Genomic DNA, 19,787 nt, shown 5'->3' with positions numbered 1-19,787 from the left:
GACAGCGGGTCAGTCCCCCGCCGCCCCCTGCGCGATCGCCTCGGCCACCTCGGCCGTACGGGCCGCCTCCTCGGCGGCGAAGCGTTCGGCGTCCAGTTTCTCGGCGAGCTCCTCGTCCTGGGCCATCAGCAGGTCGAGGTTGGAGTCGCCCATCTCGAAGACGCCCATGTCCAGGTAGGCGCGCTGGAGGCGCTCGCCCCACAGGCCGATGTCCTTCACGCACGGGACGATGCGGCTGAAGAGCAGCTTGCGGAAGAGGTGCAGGAATTCGGACTGCTCGGTGAACTCGGCGGCCTCGGCCTTGGGTATGCCGAAGTTCTCCAGGACCTCCAGGCCGCGCAGCCGGTCGCGCATGAGGTAGCAGCCCTCGATGACGAAGTCCTCGCGTTCGCGCAGTTCGGCGTCGGTGAGCTGCTTGTAGTAGTCGCGCAGCGCCATCCTGCCGAAGGCGACATGGCGGGCCTCGTCCTGCATGACGTACGCGAGGATCTGCTTCGGCAGCGGCTTGGTGGTGGTGTCGCGGATCATGCCGAAGGCGGCCAGCGCCAGGCCTTCGATCAGTACCTGCATGCCCAGGTACGGCATGTCCCAGCGGGAGTCCTTGAGGGTGTCGGCGAGGAGCGACTGGAGGTTGTCGTTGACCGGGTAGAGCATCCCGATCTTCTCCTTGAGGAAACGGCTGTAGATCTCCGCGTGCCGGGCCTCGTCCATGGTCTGGGTGGCGGAGTAGAACTTCGCGTCGAGGTCCGGGACGGACTCCACTATCCGCGCGGCGCACACCATCGCACCCTGCTCGCCGTGCAGGAACTGGCTGAACTGCCAGGAGGTGTAGTGCTGGCGGAGGTCGCCGCGGTCCTTTTCCGTCAGCTTGTCCCAGTACTTGGTGCCGTAGAGGGACATCGACTCATCGGGGGTGCCCAGCGGGTCCTTGGGATCGACCTCGAGATCCCAGTCGATCCGCAGGTTGGCGTCCCACTGCTTGTCCTTGCCCTTCTGGTAGAGGGCGAGCAACCGGTCGCGGCCGTCGTCGTACTCCCAGCTGAAGCGGGCCGCCCCGGTGGCGGGCACCGTCCACAGCCCGTCGCCCGGGTCCTGTACGTACAGATCGCGGCTCGACACCGTCGCCTCCTCAGCTCACCACACTCACCACAAGCACTCGCACAAGCACTCACCACACGCTTATCAAACGCCTCGCAAGGGGCGGTCGTTGGCAGGCTCACACGTTTCTTACCGGCGGGTCAATAAGTCGCGCACCAAGTCGTGCACAGGGGATTGACGGGCTTGCTGACACGCAGTCTCATAAGAGGCGATCCAACGCGACCGCCGGTAACCCCGTGAGTCCGGTAACCCCGTGAGTGAGGTAGCCACGCCATGACGAGCGCGCCAGCCCCAATGACCGTGACGGACACCGGCGTCCTGCGGGACGCCCTCGGTCTGCTCAAGGACCGGGAACAGGTCGCCGAGCGCCTGCTCGACTCGTCCGCCAGGCACTCCTTCGACCCCGACACCGAACTCGACTGGGACGCCCCCCTGGAAGAGGGGAAGTGGTTCTGGCCGCCGGAGCTGGTCTCGCTCTACGGCACCCCGCTGTGGAAGAAGATGCCGCTGGAGCAGCAGCAGGACCTCGCCCGGCACGAGGCCGCCTCCCTCGCGTCACTGGGCATCTGGTTCGAGATCATCCTGATGCAGCTGCTGGTGCGGCACATCTACGACAAGCCGGTGACCAGCGCGCATGTCCGCTATGCGCTCACCGAGATCGCCGATGAGTGCCGGCACTCCAAGATGTTCGCGCGGATGATCCAGCGGGGCGGCGCGCCCGCGTACCCGGTCTCCCGCCTGAACCACCAGCTCGCCCGGATCCTCAAGACGGTCTCCACCACCCCCGGCTCCTTCGCCTGCACCCTGCTGGGCGAGGAGATCCTCGACTGGATGCAGCGGCTGACGTTCCCGGACGAGCGGGTGCAGTCCCTCGTGCGCGGGGTGACCCGTATCCACGTCGTCGAAGAGGCCCGCCATGTCCGCTACGCCCGCGAGGAGCTGCGCCGCCAGATGGTCACCGCGCCGCGCTGGGAGCGGGAGTTGACCCGGGTCAGCTGCGGTGAGGCGGCCCGGGTCTTCTCCGTCGCCTTCGTCAATCCGCAGGTGTACAGCAACGTCGGGCTGGACCGCCGGGAGGCCGTCGCCCAGGTCAGGGCCAGCGGCCACCGCCGCGAGGTGATGCAGTCCGGCGCCCGGCGGCTGACCGACTTCCTTGACGAGATCGGCGTACTGCGGGGCTTGGGGCGCCGGTTGTGGCGGAGCTCGGGACTGCTGGCGTAAACCACCGGCACGGTGCGTCCACGGTACGAGCACCTGTACGAAACGGAATGCGGGGCGGTTACGCTGCTGCTCATGAACGGCAGCGGCACCGCCCCAGCAGTACCCCGACCCGCCTACCGCAGGCTGAGCGTCGAGCAGCGCCGCAGTCAACTGCTCGCCGCCGCACTGGGCCTGTTCGCGCAGCGCGCGCCCGAGGACGTCTCGCTGGACGATGTGGCGACCGCCGCCGAGGTCTCGCGCCCGCTCGTCTACCGCTACTTCCCGGGCGGCAAGCAGCAGTTGTACGAGGCCGCGCTGCGCAGCGCGGCCGATGAACTGGAGCGGTGCTTCGCCGAACCGGAGACCGGTCCGCTCACCCAGCGGCTGTCGCGCGCGCTGGACCGCTACCTGGCCTTCGTCGACGAGCACGACGCCGGGTTCAGCGCGCTGCTCCAGGGCGGCAGCGTCGTGGAGACCTCCCGTACGACCGCGATCGTGGACGAGGTGCGGCGCGCCGCCGCCGAGCAGATCCTGCGGCACATGGGCGAGCCGGAGCCGGGCCTGCGGCTGCGGATGACGGTCCGGATGTGGATCACCGCGGTGGAGGGCGCCTCGCTGATCTGGCTGGACGAGGACAAGAAGCCGGGTCTGGACGAGCTGCGCGACTGGCTCGTGGATCATTTCGTGGCGCTGCTGACGGCCACCGCGGCCCGGGACGAGCAGACCGCGCGGGTGACCCGGGCGGCGCTGGGCCTGGAGAGCGCCGAGGGGCCGGTCGGCGACCTGGCCCGCCGCATCCTGCCCGTCGTGAATGACGCTGCACACCTGCTGTGACCTACTGTGACCTGCCGCAACGGACCCGGAATGGGACACTGAGGGGGTGCGAAGCGAGAACACCCCCTTTGTCGGCGGGCCGCTGGACGGCCGGGTCCTGCCGGTGCTGGTCGGCGCGACCGGTCAGCCGCCGAAGAGCTATGAGATCCCGGTGCCGAACGACGACGGACGGCCGCCGACGGTCCATGTCTACCGGCGGGTCCCGGGGCGGGTGGGACGTCTGGGGCTGCCGAGCGGGTGGCGGTACGAGTACGACCCGGAGGGGCAGGCACCGGGCCCCCGTACGCTGCGCGGTCTCTTCCGGCGCCGCTCCGGCGGCTGATCGGGTGGACCGGACGACGACGCCGGTGATCTTCGTCCGAAATGTACGACTGTCGTGACAGCATCCGAATCGCCCGGATCTTGTGGGCGCTCGGAGCTTCCGGCGGAGGTGGATCGGTGTCGTCCCGACGTTTGCCACGGCGTTTTCTGCCCTGGGCCTGCACCGTGGCGGTCCTCGGAGCGGCGGCGCTGACCCTGCCCTCGTCGGTGCTGGCCGATCCGGGACCGGATCCGGCACCCGCGGAGTCGGCGCCCGGAAGGCCGGCGTCCGGGGGAGCACGGTCCGGCGGCTGGGAGGACACCAAGCCGTCGGACTCACGGCCGTGGGACTCACGGCCTCCGGGTGCCGGGTCTCCCGGCACCCGGCATCCGTACGGCGCCGGCGCCTCGCCGTCCGGCACACCGACCCCGGGGTCCAGGGACACGGGGACGCCGGACTCGGGGACGGCGGACACCTGGATCCCGGACACCGGTGAGGGGGGACTGGGGCGGATCACCGAGGGCGTCGACGGAGACGATCCCGACGGCCCGGACGGGATGCCCGACGGAACGGGCAGCGTGGGCGCTGCGGGCGGCACGGAAGGTACAGGTGGCACGGGAGGTACGAGAGGTACGGGAGGCGCGGACGAGCCGTCGGACACCGGCCCCGTCGGCTCCGCGGCCGGCCGCTCCCCCGGCGCGAGCCCCGTCGCCCTCCTGCGGAAGCTGAAGGGGCTCTACCGCCAGTCCGAGGAATCCGCGCGGGCCTACCGGGCCACGGAGGACGACCTCCGGGCGGCGCGGCGGCAGTCCGGTCTCCTCTCCGCGCAGCTGACCCGGGCCCGGGCGCAGCTGGAGGGCGGGCGGGCCGACGCGGGGCGGCTGGCGCGGCTGCAGTACCAGAGAGCGGCGTCACCGGTCTCGTCGTATCTGCGGGTGCTGCTGGCCAGGAATCCCCAACAGGCCATGGACACCCGGCACTTGATCCGGGAGGCGGCACGGGACCAGCGCGCCGCGGTCGCCCGGTTCACCAGCAGCGAGCGGAAGGCCGACAAACTGGCCACCGAGGCCCGGGTGGCGCTGGACCGGCAGCAGGCGCTCGCCGACCGGGCGCGCTATCAGCGGGAGACGGCGGCGGGGAAGCTCAAGGAGGTGGAGGCGCTGCTGGCCTCGCTCTCCCCGGAGCAGCTCGCGGAACTGGGGCGGATGGAGGCTCAGGCCACCGACGGTATGCGCGTGCGGCGTGATCTGCCGGCGGAGGCCTGAACGCAAAGAACCCGGCCGGCGGACCGTCTGGAGGAGTCCGCCGGCCGGGAGGGCCGGTTCAGCCGCTGAACGAGGCGAGGTAGGCGTTCGCCTTGTCCGGGTCGTAGAAGAAGTTCTCGAAGTCGGACGGGTCGTCGAAGCCGTTGGCGAAGCGGTCGGCGATCGTCTGGATCTGGCCGGCCGCGCCGATGATGTTCAGGACGTGCTCCGGCGGCGGCGCCAGCATCGCGTTGGTGAACTTGGTGACGTGCTGGGCGGTGTTCCAGTAGCGGTCGAAGGCGGCCTGCATCCACTCCTCGTCGAAGGGCTTGTCGCCGTGGTCGACGATGGAGGCCAGGTAGGACGCGGCGCATTTGGAGGCCGAGTTGGAGCCCTGGCCGGTGATCGGGTCGTTGGCGACGACCACGTCCGCGACGCCGAGGACCCGGCCGCCGGAAGGCAGTTGGCCGATCGGGTTGCGGACGGTCGGGGCGTAGCGGCCGGCCAGCGTGCCGTTGGCGTCGGTCAGCTCCACCTTGGTGCAGCGTGCGTACTCCCAGGGCAGGAACGTCTTCATCAGGTCCAGCGTGGTGGCCAGGTGCTCCTCGGGGTCCTTGACGGACTGGAAGACGTCCAGCGGGCCGCCGGGTATGCCCTCCCAGAAGAGGATGTCGGCGCGGCCTGAGGTGGTGAGAGTCGGCATGACGAAGAGCTCGCCGACGCCGGGCACAAGGTTGCAGCGGACCGCCTCGAGCCCGGGGTGCTCGGGGCGCGGGCCCATCCCGTGGACGTAGGCGACGGCCAGCGCGCGCTGCGGGGTGTCGTACGGCGAACGGGACGCGTCCCGGCCGAACATGGACACCAGCTCGCCCTTGCCGGCCGAGACCAGCGTCAGGTCGTAGCGGCTCGCGAAGAAGTCCAGGTCGGAGACGGCGGCGCCGTGGATGACGAGCTGGCCGCCGCGCTGCGCGAAGGTCTCCATCCAGCCGGCCATCTTCACCCGCTGGTCGACGGACTGGGCGTAGCCGTCGAGCGTGCCCACCCAGTCGATGGCGCGCTGGGTGCCGTCGGGCCCCTCGTGGCTGCCGGGTGCGGCGACGGAGACGCCGAGGCCCTCGATGCGCGGGGCCTGGTTCTCCCAGAAGTTGATCTGGAGGTCGCGCTCGTGCCGGAGGGCGGTGTCGAACATGCACTGCGTCGACATGACCCGGCCGGAGCGGATCTCGTCGGCGGTGCGGTTGGACATGAGGGTGACGTCGTAGCCCTTGGACTGGAGGCCGAGGGCGAGCTGAAGGCCGGACTGGCCGGCTCCGACGACAAGGATCTTCCGCATGGCGGTGCTCTTCTCTGTTACTGCTGTGGAGGGGAGGTGAGGGGGGCGGCGGCCTATGCGGGCGCGGTCTCCAGGGCGTGGCCGACCAGCGCGAGAAGCGACTGGACCACGGTGGTCCGCTCCCGTGCGTCCATGATCACGACGGGTACGTGTTCGGGTACGGTCAGCGCCTCGCGGACGTCCGCCACGGCGTACGACCGGGTGCCCTCGAAGTGATTGACAGCGACGACGTACGGCAGACCGCAGCTCTCGAAGTAGTCCAGCGCCGGGAAGCAGTCCTCCAGCCGCCGGGTGTCGGCCATCACGATCGCGCCGATCGCGCCGCGCACCAGGTCGTCCCACATGAACCAGAAGCGCTGCTGGCCGGGCGTGCCGAACAGATAGAGCACCAGGTCCTGGTCGAGGGTGATCCGCCCGAAGTCCATCGCGACCGTGGTCGTGGTCTTCTCCGGGGTGGCGGTCAGATCGTCGGTGTCCTCGCTGGCCTGCGTCATCATGGCCTCGGTCTGCAGCGGGGTGATCTCCGAGACCGAGCCGACGAAGGTGGTCTTGCCGACGCCGAAGCCGCCCGCCACCACGATCTTGGTGGCGATGGGCGCCCGGCTGCGGTCGGTCTGCCAGCTGTGCAGCCCGGCGCCGGTGGCCTCGTCCGCGGCGTGGGCGGGCGTCTCGGGCCCGGCCGCAATCGTGTCAGAGCCTGTGAAGTCCACCGAGCACCCTTTCGAGCACCGCGCGGTTCGGCCGGCCGGTGCCGTGCCCGGTGCCGTAGACGCGGATCCTTCCCTGGTCTGCGAGGTCGCTGAGCAGTACGCGGACCACGCCCAGTGGCATCTTGAGCAGCGCGGCGATCTCGGCGACGGAGCGCATCCGTCGGCACAGCTCGACGATCGCCCGCATCTCGGGCATCACCCGCTCGGTCCAGTTGCCGGAGGCCAGCTCGCGGCGCTCCTCGGGGGCTTCCAGCGCGGCCACGAACGTCTCGACGAGGAGGACATGGCCGAAGCGCGTCCGGCCGCCGGTGAGCGAGTAGGGCCGCACCCTCGCGGGTTTGCGGTCCCCGCCGCGTATCGGGAGTTGGGGAGAGGTCACTGGGCGTTCTCCATCGACTGGCGCAGTTCGGTGCGGAGTTCGGGGGTCAGAACATGGCCGGCCCGGCCGACGAAGAGCGCCATGTGGTAGGCGATCACGCTCATGTCGCAGTCCGGGGTGGCATGGACGCCGAGCAGCGAACCGTCGCTGATCGACATGACGAACAGGCTGCCTTCGTCCATCGCGACCATCGTCTGCTTGACGACGCCGCCGTCCATCAGCTTCGCCGCGCCGTTGGTGAGACTGGCGAGCCCGGACACGACGGTGGCCAGGTCGGCGCTGGATCCCTTGGGGCCGCTCTCGTCCGGCCGGTCCGTACCCTCCGCCGGACCGGGGTCGGCGGCCAGGCCGGGGTCGGAGGCGAGCAGCAGCAGCCCGTCGGAGGAGACCACGGCGACCGAGCGGATGCCCGGCACCTCGTCGACCAGGTTGGTCAGCAGCCAGTGGAGATTTCTGGCCTGGCTGCTCAGTCCGCGTCCGAAACCGGTGGGCGCTGGGGTACCGGTGGGTGCTTGCGTACCGGTGGGTGCTTGCGCGTTCACTCGCGTGCCTCCTCGACAATACGGCTCTGTCCCGGGGCCCCCGCTCCGTCGGTGTCGGTCTGTGGGATGTGCTGCTCCGCTGTACGTTCCGCGATCTCGGCCTCGACCTCGCGCCGGCCGTTCTGCGCCCCCTGCTGGAAGCCGCCGAGGCGGCTCCGCAGCGCATCGGCCGTGGCCGCGCTGCTCTTGCGCCGGGCGGCGGGCGCCTGCTGCTGCGCCACCACCTTGGGGGTGCGCTTGGGCAGGCCCAAGGCGGTGCGCTGCTTCTCTTCTTCTCCGGCGGCCGGCTTGTCGTCCTCGGCAGTCGGCTTGTCGTCCCCGGCGGGCGGCTCGTCGTCCTCCTCGGCGGCCGGGGCACCGGCGTCGGCCCCGGCCGGACCGGTGTGCTCGTCCGGGCCGATGGCGTACGGGTCCTCCGGGGCGGACGGGTCTTCGGCGACGGCCGCCGCCTCCTCCTCCGGACCGTCCGTCGGCTCCTCCGCCGGGCGGGTGTGTTCGGCGTCGGGTTCGGCGTCGGGTTCGGGATCGCCGTCCCGGCCCGCGGCTGCCTCGACGGCCCGTTCGGCGGCGGCCACCAGCGGATCGGGCGCCGCCTCGGCGCTCTCCGTGGCCTCCGTGTCCCCGGCGCTGCCCTTGTCCGCCGTCCTGGCCACCGCCCCGGTCCGCGCCGCCCGTACCGGCAGCGCGTTGGAGTTCGCCTCGGCGACCGAGCCGGGCAGGCTCGGGGTGTGCGTCAGGTCCTGCGGCACCGTCGACGGCGCGGCACCGGCCGGCGCCGGGCGGGTCGGCAGGATCGACTTGGGCAGGATGACGACGGCGGTGACGCCGCCCTGCTTGTGGTCGCGCAGCTGGACCCGTACGCCGTGCCGGGCGGCCAGCCGCACCACGACATACAGTCCCAGGCCCAGAGCTTCGTCGACGGTCTCGGAGGAGGAGGCCGCCTCGGCGTCGGAGAGCCGCTCGTTGAGCTCCGCCAGTCGTTCGGCGGTCATGCCGATGCCCACGTCCTGGACGGAGAGCATCAGCTCGCCGCTCTCCAGCAGCCAGCCCGACAGCTCGACATGGGCGTCCGGCGGCGAGAACGCGGTGGCGTTCTCCAGGAGTTCGGCGACCAGGTGGCTGATGTCGTCCGCGGCGAAGCCGGCGAGCTGGGAGTGCGGCGGCAGCGACTCGATGCGCACCCGGTCGTAGCGCTCGATCTCGCTGATGGCGGCGCGCAGCACGTCCAGCAGCGGTACGGGGCCGGGGTGGCTGTTGCCGTGCTGTTCGGCGCCCGCCAGGACGAGGAGGTTCTCGCTGTTGCGGCGCATCCGCGCGGCGAAGTGGTCCAGCTTGAAGAGGGTCTCCAGCCGGTCCGGGTCCTGCTCGCTCTCCTCCAGCGACTCGATGACGCCGAGCTGGCGTTCCACCAGGCCGAGGGTGCGCAGCGACAGGCTGACGAACCGCCCGTGCACACCGGAGCGGAGCGCGGCCAGCCGCTCGTTGAGGTCGGCGATCTCCGCCTTGAGCTCCTTGGCCTGGTCCTGGAAAACCTCGCGCTCGGCGACCAGCCGCTGCCGGCCGCCGACCAGCCGCTTGCGTTCGGCGGCCAGTTCCTCGTTCTTCCTCGCCAACTCGCCGACCTGGGAGTGCAGCGCGTTGACGGACCGTACGGCGGCGGCGAATTCGTCCTCGCGGCCCTTGTAGGCGATGGGCTCCTCGTTGCCGGGGTCGGCGGCGATCCGCTTGGCGCCGAGCCGCAGCGCGGCCAGCGGCTGGGTCAGGGTGCGGGCGGCCCAGATGCCTGCGCCGACGGCCAGCAGCAGGCAGAGCCCCTCGAGCCCGATACGGATCTCCAGCGCCGTCACATCGTCGTCGCGCAGCGTGCCGAGCCGTTCGATGTCGGCGGTGGCCATACCGGACTCCACGCCGCGCATCAGCCCGATCCGGGTGGTGAGCGTGGACTGCACCCGCTGCCGGCTGAGCCGCAGATCGGCGGCGTCCAGGCGGGGCTGGTCGGTGAGCCGGGTCAGATAGCGCTCGGCGGTGGTGACCTCGCCGCCGGTCACGGTGCGGTCGTAGTGCTCCCGGGCGCCGTCACCGGCCACCTGTGCGAAGTCGCCCAGCGCGGCCTCTTCGCGCAGGTGCGCCACCTGGGCGGCAGAGGTCAGCCGGGGCTGCGGGCCGCCGGCGCCGAGGGCGGCGAGCAGCAGGCCGCGGGTGCCGGCGGCCTGGTCGGTGGCGCGGCCGAGGGCGGGCAGGGCGCGGGTACCTGCGTCCCCGGCGTCCGCGCGGGCGGGCAGGCCGCGGGCGATGTCGTCGCTGACGGCGCCGAGCGCCTGGATGACCTCGGTGTAGGCGGCGTAGGTCTCCTCGGGCGTGCCGGGGCCGGTCAGCGCCTGGTGGCGGGTCTGCTGGAGGCCGCCCAGCAGCTTGTCGGCCGCGGCGAACACCTTGGTGTCCCCGGAGGCGTCGTTGGCCTCCTGGCGCAGCTCCTTGATCTGCCGGTCCACGCGGCTGCGCTGGGACTCGGCGTCCGGGCCCGCGGCGGCGAGGGGGGTACCCCCCTGCTCCTCGAGAGCTTGGGGGAGGACGGTGGTGTTCGCGGCACTGGCGGCGTCGGCGGCGTTCGTGGCGGGTTTGCCGGTGGCGCCGGGTTTGCCGGTGGTGCCGGGAGTGCCCTTGGGGGCGTTGTTGAGGGCTCCGTTGCCGGGCCCGCGCGCGGTGGCCTGCGCCACATGCGCCGTCATCGTGTCCCGCTCATCGGCGAGGGAGTGCGCGAGCGCGATGGCGCGCGCGTTCAACTCGGCCAGGTCGACCAGCTGCTGGGAGGTTTGGGCGTTGTCGGCCGCGGTGGCGACGGCGGGGGCACCGGCCCCCAGGACGGCCGCGGCCACCACCGCCACGGCTCCGACAAGCCGGTTGCGTACCCGCGCGGGACGCCGTCCCGTAGGGCCGTCGCCGCCCGTCGTGCCCGAACCCGAACCTGTGCCCGGTCCCGAGACCGAACCGGCCGGTGATCCCGGCTTCCCTGCGCCGCCCCGAAGCCGCTTCATCCGCACCGCTGCTCGCATTCCTGTCTCGCCTGCGCACGCCGTGTGGCGGCGCCGACCGGCTCGCCCTCCGCCCGCGGAACGGAACCTGCGCGAAAACCGCAGCAGCGCACACTTCCGCGAAGGGAAAACAGCCCGGCTCTGCGCGTCGCGACGAACGTCCTGGCCCTGCCCGCGATCCGGGCAACGACCATTCCACCGGCGCCACGCAGTGGCTCGGCAACACCTGCCCGGCCACCCGAAGGAGTGAACATCAAGCGACTTTGCCCATCAACTTCCGCGCGCGGACGGTTGCGGCCGCAATCGAGGGCAATCCTGAGACGGGTTTGGAGTTGGGCGCCGGTTTTGGCAGGATGCCCGCCCGCACACGCCCGGCCCCGCGGATCCGTACCGCCGGTACGGCGCCGGCCCGCCCGTACGCGATCGCACCCGCGACCGTCCGGCGACCCTGCCGGATCCGCCGCCTCCGGCAGACTTTCCCGTATGCGCATCGAACTCGCCACCGGGCCCGGCGACCCTCAACGCCCAAACGAGGACTACGCATCGGTCGCCCTGCCTGCCGCTGGTCAGGGCGGAGTGCTGGTCCTCCTGGACGGCGTCACGCCACCGGACGGCGACTACGGCTGCGTCCACTCCGTCCCGTGGTTCACCGCGCGGCTCGGGGGCGCAATGCTCGAACTGTCGGGTTCACACCGGGACATGACGCTCACTGAGGCGCTCGCCGCGGCCATCTCCCGGACGGCCGGCGCCCACCGAGCCTCGTGTGACCTTTCTCACAGACGCACTCCGCAGGCAACGGTGGTCGCCGCGCGGTGGTCCGAACACACCGTCGAACACCTGGTCCTGTCCGATTCCGTCCTCCTTCTGGAGCACCCGGACGGATCGGTACATCCGGTGCTGGACTCCCGCCTCGACACACTTCCCCCGGCCGTCCGGGACCGGCGCGACGCCGTACGCGCACTCCCCCGCGGCTCGGCCGAACGCGCCGCCGCGGGCCGGGAGTACGCCCGGGCCGTCGAGTCGCTGCGCAATGCGGAGGGCGGATTCTTCACCGCAGCCGCCGACCCCGCGGTGGCCGCCCGCGCGGTGACCGGCAGCACCCCGCGCTCCGAGGTCCGCTCCCTGACCGCACTGACCGACGGCGCGGGCCGCTGGGTCGAGGTCTTCCACGAGGGGTCCTGGACCGAGTGCCTGGCGCTGGTCGCCGGCCAGGGGCCACAGGCACTGATCGACCGGGTCCGCACCGCAGAGGCGGCGGACCCGGAGGGCCTGGCACATCCACGGGGGAAGGCACAGGACGACGCTTCGGTGATTTTTGTGATGCCGTGACAAAAACCCGGCACTCAGGGCGGGGTGGCCGGGCGGCGCTTCCTCGGTCCCGAAGTGCACCACGATCCCGATGCGCTCCAGGTCCCGATGCGCTCCAGGTCCCGATGCGCGCCACGGGAATACCGCCCCGGCCCCGCCGCGTCGTGGACCCGCAGGGGGCCTCGCATCCCCTGGGGGATCTGTTCGAACAACCCCTAGGGGGCGTCCTCCCCCTCCTGCTCGGCGTTCAGCCGGTGCAGCAGGCGGGCCAGTTCGGCGACCTCGGCGCGGTCCCAGGAGGCGAGGCGGCGGGCGTAGCGGGCGCGGCGGGCGGTGCGGACGCGGGTGAAGCGGGCGAGGCCCTCGTCGGTGAGGTGGACGAGCGTGGCGCGGCCGTCTGCGGGGTCCGGTTCGCGGAGCACGAGTCCGAGCTTTTCCAGGGTGTGCAGCTGGCGGCTCATGGTCGCCTTGCCGACGCCGAAGAACGCGGCGAGTTCCGTGGCGCGCTGCGCGCCGGCGTCGGCCAGGCGGACGAGGAGTCCGTAGGCCGACGACTCCAGGTCGGGGTGGACCTCGCGCGCCAGTTCTCCGGACGAGGCGCGGGCGCGGCGGAGGAATACCGCCAATTCGCGCTCCAGGGACAGGAATACGTGGTCCACACCAGTTTGTTCGCCGTCCGCCGTCATACCGTCGGCTCCGGTGTTGTGCACGTCAGCGCCCTTTCCCGCTTTCCCTGCCCTGAAAGTTTCCGTCATCCGCGGCCGAAGCCGCAGCTGGGCCAGTATTTCGCAGGATTAGACCAACGGCAGCCCCGTCTCTTCTTTCGTCCCGGGGATCTACGCGCGTATCGTCATGTGTGACATGGGCACACCAACGGGCACATCACTGATACAGCCCGTGTCATGACGACCCGGAACCCCTCAGGTCCCCGGACCTTCCCCCCTCAGGTCACTCACCGAGATCCTCGAGATCTACGGAGGCACGTATGCCCGTGCTCAGAGCCGGTTCCCCGCACCGCTCCTACTCCCCCCACCACCGGTCCCGTTCCCTGGCGACCGTGGCCGGAATCCTCGTCGCGATCGTCTCCCTCCTCCTCGGTCTGCCCGGCACCGCCGGTGCCGCGGCCCCGCAGCGCGCGCCGGAACCCTCGCACCCCGGCCAGGACTGGGCCGGCTCCGAGATCGCCAAGCACGAGGGGACGGCGGCGGTCCTCGCACCGCGGCAGTCCTCGGCGGCGTCCGTCGAGGGTGTGGACGTCAGCAGCCACAACGGCAATGTCGCCTGGTCGACGCTCTGGAACAGCGGCGTCCGCTTCGCCTATGCCAAGGCGACCGAGTCCGCCAGCTACACCAATCCGTACTTCGCGCAGCAGTACAACGGCTCGTACCAGGCGGGCATGATCCGTGGCGCGTACCACTTCGCCACGCCCAACACCTCCAGCGGCGCCACCCAGGCCAACTACTTCGTCAACCACGGCGGCGGCTGGTCCAAGGACGGCAAGACGCTGCCCGGGGCGCTGGACATGGAGTACAACCCCTACGGCTCGACCTGTTACGGCCTGAGCGCGGCCGGGCTGGTCAACTGGATGAAGGACTGGTTCGCGACCTACAAGGCGCGCACCGGCCGGGACGCCGTCCTCTACACCTCCACCGCGTGGTGGAAGCAGTGCACCGGCAATTCGTCCGCCTTCGGCAGCGTCAACCCCCTCTGGCTCCCCCGCTACGGCTCCTCCGTCGGCGAACTCCCGGCCGGCTGGGGCTTCCACACCATCTGGCAGTACACCTCCAGTGGTGCGACGGTCGGCGACCACAACCGCTTCAACGGATCGCTGGACCGGCTGAAGGCCCTCGCCAACGGCTGAAGCGGCGCAGCGCGCCCCTGACAGCCGGCCCGTCCCCGGTGGGAGGGACGGGCCGGCCACCGCCGTCTTCACGCCGCCAGCGGCACCTCCGGCGCCGCACCGCTGGACGCCGGTGTCAGCGCCAGCTCCAGCACCTGGCGGACGTCCGAGACCGGGTGCACCTCGAGGTCCTCGAGGATTCCGGCCGGTACGTCGTCCAGGTCGGGTTCGTTCCGCTTGGGGATGACGACCGTGGTGATGCCCGCCCGGTGCGCGGCGAGCAGCTTCTGCTTGACGCCGCCGATGGGCAGGACCCGGCCGGTCAGCGACACCTCGCCGGTCATCGCGACGTCCGGGCGGACCTGGCGGCCGGAGAGCAGGGAGGCCAGCGCCGTGGTCATCGTGATGCCCGCGCTGGGGCCGTCCTTGGGGACGGCGCCGGCCGGGACGTGGAGATGCACGCCGCGTTCCTTCAGGTCGCCGACCGGAAGCTCCAGTTCCGCGCCGTGTGAGCGGAGGAAGGAGAGCGCGATGTGCGCGGACTCCTTCATGACGTCGCCGAGCTGGCCGGTGAGCTGGAGGCCGGAGGCCCCCGTCTCGGGATCGGCCAGCGACGCCTCGACGTAGAGGACGTCGCCGCCCGCGCCGGTCACGGCCAGGCCGGTGACCACGCCGGGGACGGCCGTCCGCCGCTCGGCCGGGTCCTGGGCCGACTCCGGGGTGTGGTGCGGCCGCCCGATCAGCGGGCGCAGCTGGTCCGCCCCGACGGTGAACGGCAGCTCCCGCTCGCCCAGTTCGTGCTGGGCGGCGACCTTGCGCAGCAGCCGGGCAACGGCCCGCTCCAGGTTCCGTACGCCCGCCTCGCGGGTGTACTCGCCGGCCAGCCTGCGCAGCGCGTCCTCCTCCAGCACCACCTCGCCGGGCTCCAGGCCGGCCCGCTCCAGCTGACGCGGCAGCAGGTGGTCCCGGGCGATGGTGACCTTCTCGTCCTCGGTGTAGCCGTCCAGGCGGACCAGCTCCATCCGGTCGAGCAGCGGCTCGGGGATGGATTCCAGGACGTTGGCGGTGGCCAGGAAGACCACGTCGCTGAGGTCGAGTTCGACCTCCAGGTAGTGGTCGCGGAAGGTATGGTTCTGCGCCGGGTCCAGGACCTCCAGGAGGGCGGCGGCCGGGTCGCCCCGGAAGTCGGAGCCCACCTTGTCGATCTCGTCCAGGAGGACGACCGGGTTCATGGAACCGGCTTCCTTGACGGCGCGGACGATCCGGCCAGGCAGCGCGCCGACATAGGTGCGGCGGTGGCCGCGGATCTCCGCCTCGTCACGGACGCCGCCGAGCGCCACCCGGACGAACTTGCGGCCCATGGCGCGGGCGACGGACTCGCCGAGCGAGGTCTTGCCGACGCCGGGCGGCCCGACCAGCGCCAGCACGGCCCCGCCCCGGCGCCCGCCCACCAGACCCAGCCCGCGCTCCGAGCGCCGCTTGCGCACCGCCAGATACTCGGTGATCCGCTCCTTGACGTCCTCCAGACCGGCGTGGTCCGCGTCCAGGACCGCCTTCGCGCCGGCGATGTCGTACGCGTCCTCGGTCCGTTCGTTCCAGGGCAGTTCGAGGACGGTGTCCAGCCAGGTGCGGATCCACGACCCTTCGGGGCTCTGGTCGCTGGCCCGTTCGAGCTTGTCGACCTCCTTGAGGGCGGCCTTGCGGACGTCCTCGGGCAGATCGGCGGCCTCGACCCGGGCGCGGTAGTCGTCGCCCTCGTCCTCGGGGTCGCCGTTGAGCCCGGCGAGCTCCTTGCGCACCGCCTCCAGCTGGCGCCGCAGCAGGAACTCCCGCTGCTGCTTGTCGACGCCCTCCTGGACGTCCTTGGCGATGGACTCGGCGACGTCCTGCTCGGCGAGATGCTCGCGCAGGAGGTCGGTGGCGAGCTTCAGCCGGGCGACCGGGTCCACGGTCTCCAGGAGCCGGACCTTCTGTTCCGTCGTCAGGAACGGGGAGTATCCGGAGTTGTCGGCGAGCGTCGGCACGTCCTCGATCTGCTGGACGCGGTCGACGACCTGCCAGGCGCCGCGCTTGCGGAGCCAGCTGGTGGCCAGCGCCTTGTATTCGGTGACGAGTTCGGTGACGGCCCTGGGGAGCCCCGTCTTTCCATCAGGCGCGGTGGGCACCGTCTCCTCGACGGTGACTCCCTCCACCCAGAGCGCGGCACCGGGACCGGTCGTGCCGGAGCCGATCCGCACCCGGCCGAGCCCCCGGATCAGCGCGCCGGGGTCGCCGTCGGACAACCGCCCGACCTGCTCGATCCTGCCCAGCGTGCCGATCCCCGCGTAATTCCCGTCGACCCGGGGCACAAGCAGCACCTTGGGCTTGTTGCCCGAGGAGGCGGCGGCCTGTGCGGCCTCCACCGCGGCGCGCACCTCCGCGTCGGACAGGTCCAGAGGCACCACCATGCCGGGCAGTACGACCTCGTCATCGAGGGGCAGGACGGGCAGAGTGAGCGATGTGGGCGTCGATGCCATGATCTCCCCTTCGGCAAGCAAGTTGAGCTTTACTCACTCAATGCCGGGGGGCGGGGAGATGTTCCCCGCGTCTGTTCGCTGTGAGCGATCGGCGGCCGCCGTTCCGGTCACCAGTGCGCGGGCCGGCTCAGTCCGTCCGGCAGCCGGGTGGCCGCGTCCCCCTTGGCCGCGTTGAGCTGGGCCTGGGTCAGGAAGATGGTGCCGGTGAGGTCGGCGCCCCGGAGGTCGGCGTCGCGCAGGTCGGCGCCGATGAGGTCGGCCGACCGCAGATCGGCGCCTTGGAGGTCGGCGGCGATCAGACAGGCCCCGCGGAGGTTGGCACCCCGCAGCGCCGCCCCCTTCAGCCGGGCCCCCATCAGATCCGCTCCCCGCCGCTCCTTCTTCTTCCCCGGCACCTTGGCCCGTACGAGCTCGCTCGCCCGCAGCAGCAGGGCGTTGACCTCGCCCCGGTGCGCGGGCACGTCGAGCGCGGTCAGCTCCCCGGCGGTGCCGTGCGTGAGGCGTTCGGTCTTCTCCAGGGCGGCGCGCAGACCGGCGTGGACCGGGCGGGCGTCGGGCAGGGCCAGCGCCTCGGCCAGGTACCACAGGAGTTCGTGCAGCTGCCGCATGACGGGGAACACCTCGAACATCTCCCGCGCGGTGCCCGGCGCCTGCCGCCAGTCCCGGCCGTCGAAGGTGACCTGGGAGACCTTCTGGCCGGCCCCGAAGCAGTCGAAGACGGTGCAGCCGGAGTAGCCGCGCTGCCGCAGCTCGCCGTGGACGCCGCAGCGGAAGTCCGCCTGGAGGTTCCGGCAGGGCCGCCCGGCCTCCTTGTCGGCCGCGAAGTCCGCCGACTTCGCGAACGGCAGCGCGACACAGCACAGCCCGAAACAGCTGCCGCAGTCGGACAGCAGGGCGAGCGCGGCGCGGTCGGGGGCGGGGGGTTCGGGGGCGCGGGACAAAGCGGTCGGCTCCTGGTGCGGGGGACGGGGACGGCCATTGTCCCAGGCGAGGCGGGACCCACGGCCGGATTTACGTCCCGTCCGCGCAGCCCGCCCCGCCGCGCCCCGCCGTTGTCAGTGCCCGGCCCTACGCTCCGGATCATGAGCATGATCGGAGAGTACGCACGTGTCACGGCTGCCGAACTCGACCGGGCCCACAGCGACCCCGAGTGGGCGCTGAAGCTGGTCCAGGGGCGGATGGAGGAGGAGGCGGACACCCGGCCCGAGCCCGCCGCGGCACGGTGCCTGGACGTCGACAAGGCGTGGGACGCCCTGGGCTTCCTGCTGAGCCGTACGGACTTCCCGGTGGAGGTCGTCCACGGGGAGGAGGCCATAGCGGGCGCCGAGGACTGGGGGTACGGACCACCGCGCTGCCTCACACCCGAGCGGGTGCGGGCCGCCGCCGCGGCCATGGCGCAGACGTCCGGCGAGCGGCTGGTCTCCGGCGTGGGTCCGGCCGAGCTCGCCACGGCCGGCGTCTACCCGCTCATCGTCTGGGAGCGCGGCGAGTCCCTCGATTACGTGAGCGCCCACTACGAACGGCTGCGGCTCTTCTTCCGGACGGCGGCGGACCACGGGGACGGGATGCTGATCTGGCTCGGCTGAGGCGCCGGCCGGCCGCTGCCGTGCCGGTCCCGCCACCGGCGCAGCAGGGGCCAGCCGCCCACGCCCAGGACGAGCGAGAGCAGATGACCCCAGTCGCTCATCGGGTCGGCGTAGGCGAGCAGGCCGGTGACCGCCAGATGGCCGGCCCCGGCCAGCAGCGGCCAGCGGCACCACGCCGGGAGCAGTCCCGCGAGGGCGCCGATGCAGGTCATCACGCCGAAGCTGATGCCGTAGTCGAGGCGGATGAGGGAGCTGTCCGGCAGGCCGCCGGCGGCAACGGCGAGGCCGACGGGGAGTTCGGTGGCGAGGGTGGCCAGCGCATGGCCGCCGAAGAAGACCGCGGCCGTGCGCAGTCCGCCGATCCGCCGTTCCAGGGCGGTGAGGGTGAAGAGGAAGGCGATGGCGTAGGCGGAGGTCAGGCCGCCCGCGATCCAAAGGGCGGAGGCGATGAGCACCAGGAGCGGGGCCTGCACCAGGTGGACGATGTCGGTGCTGGAGCCGCGGAGCAGCTCGTCGACCAGGGCGGGGTCGGCGTGCGCGGCGAAGAGGGAGGTGGCGGTGAGCAGGGCGGCGTAGCAGAAGGTGAAGGGGGTGCCCATGGGGGTGGGCAGCAGCCGCCAGGGCCGTGGGCTCGGCTTCCGTACGGCCCGGAGCCACCGGCGCGCCATCGGCCCGCGGGCGGACGGCCCGGGGTCGTATCCGGCCGCCGCCGGCACCCCGCGCTGCCGCGGAATGCCCGCGAGGACACCCGGCCGCGCGGTACCGGCCCGCCTGCCGTCGGCACCGGCAGGGGCGGCACTTGCCGCGGCAGTGGCGGTGTCCGCCTGACTCATGGCCCCACCCTCCTTCCGTCCCGGTCTGCTCCGTTCCGGATTACGTTGGCGACCACCCTGCCTGCTCAACCCATGAGTGAGCTGTGGACGTGATATGCATCACGCCGCGCAACCCTCATGACGTGCGCTACGTCCGGATTGGGACGCCGGGGAGCCCTCCGTCCGCGGGCGGCCAATGCGTTGGACCGTCACCGCCGCCGTCGCCCAAGATGGCCGCATGGCTCCCGTTCCTCCCCCGCACCAGACGGCCGGCGCCCCGTTCGACCAGGAGGCGCCACGCACCCTCGACCGCCGCGAGGGCCCGTACGGCGAGGTGGTGCTGCGGCAACGGGGCGGGGGCGGGGGACCGTCCGGAACGGCCCCGGTCTACGAGATCATCGCCAACGGCTGCTTCCTGATGGACACCTCCGACGGCCGTTCCGAGCGGCTGCTGATCGACGCCGCGCTGGCCGAGCTGGCAGACCTGCCTGCGGACCGGCCGGGACCCGCCGTGCTGATCGGCGGCCTGGGCGTCGGCTTCTCGCTGGCCCGCGCGGCGGCCGAGCCGCGCTGGGGCCGCATTGCGGTCGCCGAGCGGGAACAAGCCGTCATCGACTGGCACCGCACCGGCCCCCTGTCGGCCGTCTCGGCGGACGCGCTGGCCGATCCCCGTACCGAGATCCTGCACACCGACCTCGTCGCCCACATCCGCGACGGCGGGAACGGCACGGCGTACGACGCCCTCTGCCTGGACATCGACAACGGCCCCGACTGGACCGTCACCGACGACAACACCGGCCTCTACTCCCCCACCGGACTCGCCGCCTGCCGCGACCTCCTGACACCCGGCGGAGTGCTCGCCGTTTGGTCCGCACAGCCGTCGTCCGCCTTCGAACAGGCGCTGCGAAATGCCGGTTTCCATGGGGTGCGTACGGAAGAAATCCCCGTTGTCCGGGGTGTCCCCGACGTGGTGCATCTGGCGCGCAAGGGCGCGTAGCCGACGGTCACGGCATGGCTTTACGCTGCTGCCCTAGCAAGACGCGACCACGCAG

General features: G+C 71.9%; 18 protein-coding genes. 8 read left to right on the top strand and 10 right to left on the bottom strand.

Translation table 11 applies throughout. The annotated features are described in order from the left end of the window. Positions 1-9: 9 nt before the first annotated feature. Positions 10-1,119: a ferritin-like domain-containing protein gene (locus ADL29_RS01895; RefSeq protein ID WP_053922022.1), complete on the bottom strand. Its 1,110-nt coding sequence runs from the start codon at positions 1,117-1,119 to the stop codon at positions 10-12. 252 nt (positions 1,120-1,371) lie between these two features. On the opposite strand from ADL29_RS01895, the gene ADL29_RS01890 reads away from it, so the two are divergent. The 4 genes from ADL29_RS01890 to ADL29_RS01875 all read left to right on the top strand — a co-directional run bounded on the left by ADL29_RS01890 (position 1,372) and on the right by ADL29_RS01875 (position 4,698). Next, the gene (locus tag ADL29_RS01890) at positions 1,372-2,319 is read left to right on the top strand and encodes an AurF N-oxygenase family protein (RefSeq protein WP_053922021.1); all 948 of its coding nucleotides are present in this window, start codon (positions 1,372-1,374) and stop codon (positions 2,317-2,319) included. A gap of 72 nt (positions 2,320-2,391) precedes the next feature. Then, positions 2,392-3,132 carry a TetR/AcrR family transcriptional regulator gene (locus ADL29_RS01885; RefSeq protein ID WP_046926006.1) on the top strand — a complete coding sequence of 247 codons (741 nt, stop codon included), beginning with the start codon at positions 2,392-2,394 and terminating at the stop codon, positions 3,130-3,132. Positions 3,133-3,178: 46 nt separating this feature from the next. Next, positions 3,179-3,454: a hypothetical protein gene (locus ADL29_RS01880; protein WP_053922020.1), complete on the top strand. Its 276-nt coding sequence runs from the start codon at positions 3,179-3,181 to the stop codon at positions 3,452-3,454. Positions 3,455-3,570: 116 nt separating this feature from the next. Beyond that, a complete protein-coding gene (locus ADL29_RS01875) occupies positions 3,571-4,698 on the top strand; it encodes a hypothetical protein (RefSeq protein WP_157878358.1) in 1,128 nt (375 codons plus the stop codon). A 58-nt stretch (positions 4,699-4,756) separates the two neighbouring features. Here ADL29_RS01875 and ADL29_RS01870 read toward each other — a convergent pair whose 3' ends face one another. The 5 genes from ADL29_RS01870 to ADL29_RS01850 are packed head-to-tail and all read right to left on the bottom strand — an operon-like array spanning position 4,757 to position 10,526. Next, complete coding sequence (locus ADL29_RS01870; RefSeq protein ID WP_053922018.1) at positions 4,757-6,010, bottom strand: styrene monooxygenase/indole monooxygenase family protein; 1,254 nt, start codon at positions 6,008-6,010, stop codon at positions 4,757-4,759. Positions 6,011-6,063: 53 nt separating this feature from the next. Then, positions 6,064-6,696, bottom strand: a complete 633-nt coding sequence (locus ADL29_RS01865) for a GTP-binding protein (protein ID WP_425424192.1) — start codon at positions 6,694-6,696, stop codon at positions 6,064-6,066. Between the two features lie 4 nt (positions 6,697-6,700). Further along, complete coding sequence (locus ADL29_RS01860; protein ID WP_046926010.1) at positions 6,701-7,099, bottom strand: DUF742 domain-containing protein; 399 nt, start codon at positions 7,097-7,099, stop codon at positions 6,701-6,703. Then, positions 7,096-7,641, bottom strand: a complete 546-nt coding sequence (locus tag ADL29_RS01855; protein ID WP_053922016.1) for a roadblock/LC7 domain-containing protein — start codon at positions 7,639-7,641, stop codon at positions 7,096-7,098. The genes ADL29_RS01860 and ADL29_RS01855 overlap by 4 nt, the downstream gene beginning before the upstream one ends. Continuing rightward, positions 7,638-10,526 (bottom strand): nitrate- and nitrite sensing domain-containing protein, encoded by a 2,889-nt coding sequence (locus tag ADL29_RS01850; protein WP_053922015.1) that lies wholly within the window; start codon positions 10,524-10,526, stop codon positions 7,638-7,640. The genes ADL29_RS01855 and ADL29_RS01850 overlap by 4 nt, the downstream gene beginning before the upstream one ends. 630 nt (positions 10,527-11,156) lie before the next feature. On the opposite strand from ADL29_RS01850, the gene ADL29_RS01845 reads away from it, so the two are divergent. Continuing rightward, positions 11,157-12,002 (top strand): hypothetical protein, encoded by an 846-nt coding sequence (locus ADL29_RS01845; RefSeq protein ID WP_053922014.1) that lies wholly within the window; start codon positions 11,157-11,159, stop codon positions 12,000-12,002. Positions 12,003-12,196: 194 nt separating this feature from the next. Here the strand turns inward: ADL29_RS01845 and ADL29_RS01840 are convergent, their stop codons facing one another. Then, positions 12,197-12,667 carry a MarR family winged helix-turn-helix transcriptional regulator gene (locus tag ADL29_RS01840; RefSeq protein WP_053922226.1) on the bottom strand — a complete coding sequence of 157 codons (471 nt, stop codon included), beginning with the start codon at positions 12,665-12,667 and terminating at the stop codon, positions 12,197-12,199. 299 nt (positions 12,668-12,966) lie between these two features. Between ADL29_RS01840 and ADL29_RS01835 the strand changes: the two genes are divergently transcribed. Next, a complete protein-coding gene (locus tag ADL29_RS01835) occupies positions 12,967-13,842 on the top strand; it encodes a lysozyme (RefSeq protein ID WP_063788369.1) in 876 nt (291 codons plus the stop codon). Between the two features lie 68 nt (positions 13,843-13,910). Here ADL29_RS01835 and lon read toward each other — a convergent pair whose 3' ends face one another. Both lon and ADL29_RS01825 read right to left on the bottom strand, forming a co-directional pair. Continuing rightward, positions 13,911-16,337: an endopeptidase La gene (gene lon / locus ADL29_RS01830; RefSeq protein ID WP_053922013.1), complete on the bottom strand. Its 2,427-nt coding sequence runs from the start codon at positions 16,335-16,337 to the stop codon at positions 13,911-13,913. Positions 16,338-16,444: 107 nt separating this feature from the next. Continuing rightward, entirely contained in the window at positions 16,445-17,278 is an 834-nt protein-coding gene (locus ADL29_RS01825) for a pentapeptide repeat-containing protein (RefSeq protein ID WP_053922012.1), read from the bottom strand. 141 nt (positions 17,279-17,419) lie between these two features. Between ADL29_RS01825 and ADL29_RS01820 the strand changes: the two genes are divergently transcribed. Next, the gene (locus ADL29_RS01820) at positions 17,420-17,923 is read left to right on the top strand and encodes a YfbM family protein (protein ID WP_053922011.1); all 504 of its coding nucleotides are present in this window, start codon (positions 17,420-17,422) and stop codon (positions 17,921-17,923) included. On the opposite strand, the gene ADL29_RS01815 is transcribed toward ADL29_RS01820, so the two are convergent. After that, entirely contained in the window at positions 17,851-18,756 is a 906-nt protein-coding gene (locus ADL29_RS01815) for a rhomboid-like protein (RefSeq protein WP_053922010.1), read from the bottom strand. The two genes, ADL29_RS01820 and ADL29_RS01815, sit on opposite strands and share 73 nt — an antisense overlap. A 217-nt stretch (positions 18,757-18,973) precedes the next feature. Here ADL29_RS01815 and ADL29_RS01810 point away from each other — a divergent pair, with 217 nt between their 5' ends. Further along, a complete protein-coding gene (locus ADL29_RS01810) occupies positions 18,974-19,732 on the top strand; it encodes a spermidine synthase family protein (RefSeq protein WP_053922224.1) in 759 nt (252 codons plus the stop codon). Positions 19,733-19,787: the final 55 nt, after the last annotated feature.

Origin of the sequence: Streptomyces chattanoogensis, from assembly GCF_001294335.1 — a bacterium.
Classification (GTDB): Bacteria; Actinomycetota; Actinomycetes; order Streptomycetales; family Streptomycetaceae; genus Streptomyces; species Streptomyces chattanoogensis.
Note: the sequence above shows the minus strand (reverse complement) of the source record. Positions and strands in the feature narration are given on the sequence as shown.

Coding starts and splice junctions, on each gene's coding strand:
- ADL29_RS01890 (WP_053922021.1), top strand. CDS start 1,372: ATGACGAGCGCGCCAGCCCCAATGACCGTGACGGACACCGGCGTCCTG.
- ADL29_RS01885 (WP_046926006.1), top strand. CDS start 2,392: ATGAACGGCAGCGGCACCGCCCCAGCAGTACCCCGACCCGCCTACCGC.
- ADL29_RS01870 (WP_053922018.1), bottom strand. CDS start 6,010: ATGCGGAAGATCCTTGTCGTCGGAGCCGGCCAGTCCGGCCTTCAGCTC.
- ADL29_RS01845 (WP_053922014.1), top strand. CDS start 11,157: ATGCGCATCGAACTCGCCACCGGGCCCGGCGACCCTCAACGCCCAAAC.
- ADL29_RS01840 (WP_053922226.1), bottom strand. CDS start 12,667: ATGACGGCGGACGGCGAACAAACTGGTGTGGACCACGTATTCCTGTCC.
- ADL29_RS01835 (WP_063788369.1), top strand. CDS start 12,967: ATGCCCGTGCTCAGAGCCGGTTCCCCGCACCGCTCCTACTCCCCCCAC.
- lon (WP_053922013.1), bottom strand. CDS start 16,337: ATGGCATCGACGCCCACATCGCTCACTCTGCCCGTCCTGCCCCTCGAT.
- ADL29_RS01820 (WP_053922011.1), top strand. CDS start 17,420: ATGAGCATGATCGGAGAGTACGCACGTGTCACGGCTGCCGAACTCGAC.
- ADL29_RS01815 (WP_053922010.1), bottom strand. CDS start 18,756: ATGAGTCAGGCGGACACCGCCACTGCCGCGGCAAGTGCCGCCCCTGCC.
- ADL29_RS01810 (WP_053922224.1), top strand. CDS start 18,974: ATGGCTCCCGTTCCTCCCCCGCACCAGACGGCCGGCGCCCCGTTCGAC.